The sequence below is a fragment of the Mesorhizobium sp. P2_E10 genome, assembly GCF_056404235.1.
Genome location: NZ_JBFUEK010000041.1, coordinates 1 through 4,527, shown reverse-complemented (window position 1 = coordinate 4,527; position 4,527 = coordinate 1). Strand labels below are relative to the sequence as shown.

The following is a 4,527-nucleotide window of genomic DNA, read 5'->3' as shown; positions in this document are numbered from 1 at the left end:
GTCTTGCGGTCGACACCCGTTAGCCTTTGAATCTCGCGCTGGCTGGTGTTGCGATCAAGTAATGTTAGTACGGTGCTTTGCAGATGTGCCTTCAAGACGTTCAACTCCCGGTCCCCTCGCTGTATGAAAGGGGATGAAAATAAACGTCCTGCCTTACCGGCTACCGCTGTTCAGTAGCGCTGCCGGTGATCATCAGGTGGGGGAGTTTCAAGTGACCATACCCGGGGGATTTTGACCGACCCACGGGGTGGTGGGTCGGCTCATCGCCTCACACAAGGCTTCCGCATCCGCCGCATCGTTCTTGCCGCGCTTGACATAAGGCTTGGCCAATTGCGGCGCGATCAATTTTACGTCGTGGCCGAAGGAACCTAACAACCTCGCCCAATGATGAGAGCCACCGCAAGCTTCGAGTGCGACGGTGGTCGGTGGTGCTTTCTCGAAGAATTTCACCATCTCCCTACGCGAAAGCTTCTTGCGCAGGATTGGTTGCTCGGCTGCGTTCACGCCATGCAATTGGAAAACGCTCTTTGACGTATCGACACCAATTCGGATAATCTCTTCCACGGACGGTCTCCCTCGATTGAGCTTTCAACGAACTCATTCTGGCACATCGCGATGCCGTTGGGAGCCGTCCACCCCAACACGGCATCAGTTCGTCCCAGCGCGAGGCTGGCCAATCATTCTGGATGCGCTCGGTGACGTCGGCCATGTAGGCTTCGGCATCGACGCCGCAAAGCTTGCAGGTCTCTATGACGCTGAGCACGACCGCTGACCGCTCTGCCGCGGCGAAGCTGCCCGAGAAAAGCCAATTGCGCCTTCCGACCGTAAATCCACGAATGGCCCGCTCCGCGATCAGGTTGTCGGGCTCGAGCTGGCCATCGTAGAGGAAGCGATTGAACGCGCGCCATCGGTTGGTGCCATAGGCGAAGGCCTTGGCGATATCGGCATGGCGCGACAAACCCTTGCCCTGGCGCTTGAGCTGTCGTCGCAGCGCGCGGACCAGTGGTCGGGTCCGCATTCGTCGTGCGGCCAATCGCTCGGCGGGCGGGAGCCCCCGTATCTCTTCCTCGATCCGGTAGATCGCCTGGATACCGGCCATCGCCGTCGTGCTGAGCTCGGTCGGCTGGCTGTCGTGAACGTCGAATATCTTGCGACGTAGATGGGCCAGGCAGGCAGCTTCTCGAATGGCGCCGCCCTTGTAGAGCTGGTTATAGCCGCTGAATCCGTCGGCCTGGAGCGTGCCGGTAAATCCGGCGAGCTCGCTCATCACGCTCTCGCCGGCGCGGCCCATGGTGGCGCGATACCAGGCGATCGGCGGCTCCTTCGAACCCGAGTTTCGATCGTCGGCGACATAAACCCAGAGCGCGCCCTTGTGTGTCTTGCCGGTGCCGGGCGCCAGGTGGATGCCGCGTGTCGTCGGTGTGAATCTTGGTGCGGGTACGGCCGATCTCACGGATGCGGTTGTAGATGGGATCGAGCAAGGCGGCGGCGTAGCCGGCGCTGCGCGCAAGCGTGGATCGCTCGATATCGACGCCCTTGGCGGCCATCATCTGTACCTGACGGTAGAAGGGCAGATGATAACCCCACTTGGCCATCATGATATGGGCGAGCGCGGCATAGCTGAGCTTGCCGCGCGCAATGGCCTTGGCTGGTGCGGGCGCCTGGATGATTTTATCGCAGGTCCGGCAGCTGTATTTGGGTCGAACGGTCTCGATCACCTGCCAGGCCTGGGCGACCAGATCGAGCATCTCGTCGCTATCTTCGCCCATGGCGCGCAGATCGCCGCCGCAGCCCGGGCAACATGCGCAAGACGGCTCGCGAACGACCCGCCTGCGCGGCAGGTTGGGGTTGAGCTTGCGAACCGGCAACACCCGCACCTTGTCGCTGTCAGCAACGATGGGCAGCTCGATATCGGGCACGCTGGCGGCGAAATCGGTCTCGAGATCTTCGAGTTCGAGCTGCATCTGGCCGAGCTTCTCGGAGGAGCGGCCGAAGGCCTTGCGGTTGAAGCGATCGATCCGCAGCTGCAGGCGCTGGATGCGAAGTGCGGCCTCGACGCGCTCTCTTCGCAGCTGTTCATCGCGTTCGGCGATGGTGATGTCACGGGCAGAAACGGCCGCCTCCAGAAGGGCGATCCGAGCGAAGAAATCAGCGGTTGAGGGATCTTGTTCCGACACCCAAATTACATACCCGAAAGACCCTCGTTACGGAAGAAAAAACAACACAAAATCAATGAGAAATGACCGAATTTAGCCGGCCAGACGCGGTCGATAAATCTTGTTCGGCCGGCGCCAGTCGATCCCGTCCAGAAGCAGCGAAAGCTGTGCCTTGGTGAGCGACACAGTCACCTGATCCTTGGTGGTCGGCCAGGCGAAACAACCCTCGGAAAGCCGTTTTGTAAAAAGGCAGAATCCCTGGTCGTCATGCGCCAGAATCTTGATGATATGACCCTTGCGTCCACGGAAGCAGAAGATCGCGCCGGTATGCGGGTCGAGCGCGAGCACCTGTTGCACCATGCGTGCCAGGCTGTTGATCCCGCGACGCATATCGGTCTCACCGCAGCAAAGGTAAATCCGGTCGGTCGGCACAACCGTGATCACCTGGTCAACTCCGCCAGGACGATACGCAGCGCTGTCGGATCGACGGTCCCATCAATCCGCAGTCGCGTGCCGCTCGGAAAGGCCACGACGATCCTGCCGGCCGGGTCCGGGCAATCGGCGACGGGGCGTTCGACACCGGGCAGATCGCTCACGTCGATGCGCGCGAAGGTCGCTATCGCCTGATCGGCATCAAGCTCGCCGCCGGCCATCTGCTTGCGCCAGGCATAGAGCTGTGACGGAGCTACGCCGAACGCCTCCGCCACCTCCCGTCACCGACGACCCCGCCGCGCTCGCCAGATCGACCAACGCGCGCTTCTCCGTGCAACTCCACAGCCTTCGTTGCCGCACGCGCCCGCGCACCGTTGTAAGATCTTCGGCCGCCGCGGCGCCGCTTAACTCGGCGACCATATCGCCCCCTGCATGTTCCAATGTCATGGCGCGAAAGCTCCATGTTCATCAGCCTATTGCAAGGTGCCTTGGCGCATCGCTTACCTCGTTAATGAGTTGATCAATAAACCTATTACATATGGGGTAGCGGCCGCTTCGACACTGTCGACATCCAGAAGTCGATTGGCTCGCCGAAGCCAAGAGCGTACCCGCTTAACCACTGGTAGCTTTTTTAGAACGAAGGCGGTGTAAGGCCGCTCGAGCGGTACGCGGCTATGATTGTGTTTGCCATGAGCATGGCGATGGTCATCGGCCCGACACCGCCCGGGACCGGCGTGATCGCACCGGCCACTTCAGAGGCTTCTGCATAGGCTACATCGCCCACAAGCCGGGTCTTGCCCTCGCCCCGCTCCGGCGCGCCGATCCGGTTGATGCCGACATCGATCACCGTCGCACTTGGCTTGACCCAGTCCGCCTTCACCATCTCCGGCCTGCCCACGGCAATCACCAGAATATCGGCGCCACGCGCCACGGACGCCAGATCCTTCGTGCGCGAATGCGCCGTCATCACTGTGGCATTGGCATTAAGCATCAATTGCGCCATCGGCTTGCCGAACAAATTGGAGCGGCCGATAATGACCGCCATCAGGCCTGACAGGTCCTCGCCATGGATAGAGCGCACGAGCAGCATGGCGCCCGCCGGCGTGCAAGAAATCAGGCCGGTCGCCAAGTCACCGACTGCAAGCTTGCCAGCATTGACGACATGCAGGCCATCGACATCCTTCTCCGGGCGGATCGACTGGATGATCGTATCCGCATCAAGATGCGTCGGCAGCGGCAGCTGCACGAGGATGCCGTGGATGGATGCATCCTCGTTCAGAGAGGCCACGAGGCCTGCGAGCTCGCCTTGCGTTGTTTGCGCCGGCAGCGTGTGCTGGAGGGAGTTGAAGCCGCATTCCTTGGCCATACGGCCCTTAGCGCCGACATAGGAGTAGCTGGCTGGATCGTCACCGACAATCACCACCGCGAGCCCTGCTCTCACACCCTTTGTCCGCTCGAGATCAGAAGCCGCTTGCTTTGCCGCTTCAATAACGGTTGCCGCCACCTGTTTGCCGTCGATGATATGCGTCATCGCTCAGCCCATGCGCTCAGACGCGTAGCTTCCAGGGCTTGCCGGGAAGACGACAGTTCGGTGGCCGTTCAGGAAGACGCGGTGGTGGATATGGGCGTGGATGGCGCGTGCCAGAACCTGGCTTTCGACGTCACGGCCCATCGAGACGTAGTCCTCTACGGACTGCGCATGGGTGACGCGRACCGTATCCTGCTCAATGATCGGGCCTTCATCGAGATCGGTGGTGACGTAGTGTGCCGTTGCCCCGATCAACTTGACGCCGCGCTCGTAGGCCTGCTTGTACGGGTTGGCGCCTTTGAACGAGGGCAGGAACGAGTGGTGGATGTTGATGATGCGGCCCGACATCTTCTTGCACATGGCATCGGAAAGAACCTGCATGTAGCGGGCAAGCACGATCAGGTCGGTATT

5 protein-coding genes and 2 pseudogenes are annotated in these 4,527 nt (G+C 61.0%); all 7 read right to left on the bottom strand.

What is annotated here, in order from left to right; translation table 11 throughout:
* Positions 1-237: 237 nt before the first annotated feature.
* A pseudogene (locus tag AC1D0N_RS31755) lies at positions 238-564 on the bottom strand (IS110 family transposase); the annotation flags it as partial.
* Entirely contained in the window at positions 458-709 is a 252-nt protein-coding gene (locus AC1D0N_RS31750) for a hypothetical protein (protein ID WP_477250563.1), read from the bottom strand. The gene AC1D0N_RS31750 and the pseudogene AC1D0N_RS31755, both read right to left, overlap by 107 nt.
* Positions 710-745: 36 nt before the next feature.
* A pseudogene (gene tnpC / locus AC1D0N_RS31745) lies at positions 746-2,177 on the bottom strand (IS66 family transposase); the annotation flags it as partial.
* A gap of 72 nt (positions 2,178-2,249) precedes the next feature.
* Positions 2,250-2,600 carry an IS66 family insertion sequence element accessory protein TnpB gene (tnpB, locus tag AC1D0N_RS31740; protein WP_352611225.1) on the bottom strand — a complete coding sequence of 117 codons (351 nt, stop codon included), beginning with the start codon at positions 2,598-2,600 and terminating at the stop codon, positions 2,250-2,252.
* The gene (locus AC1D0N_RS31735; RefSeq protein ID WP_477250561.1) at positions 2,597-2,863 is read right to left on the bottom strand and encodes a hypothetical protein; all 267 of its coding nucleotides are present in this window, start codon (positions 2,861-2,863) and stop codon (positions 2,597-2,599) included. Before AC1D0N_RS31735 ends, tnpB begins: the two co-directional genes overlap by 4 nt.
* A gap of 356 nt (positions 2,864-3,219) precedes the next feature.
* Positions 3,220-4,119 (bottom strand): bifunctional methylenetetrahydrofolate dehydrogenase/methenyltetrahydrofolate cyclohydrolase, encoded by a 900-nt coding sequence (locus AC1D0N_RS31730; protein WP_477250559.1) that lies wholly within the window; start codon positions 4,117-4,119, stop codon positions 3,220-3,222.
* A gap of 3 nt (positions 4,120-4,122) precedes the next feature.
* Positions 4,123-4,527: formyltetrahydrofolate deformylase (locus tag AC1D0N_RS31725; RefSeq protein WP_477250557.1), on the bottom strand; the 405-nt coding region annotated here is incomplete at its 5' end.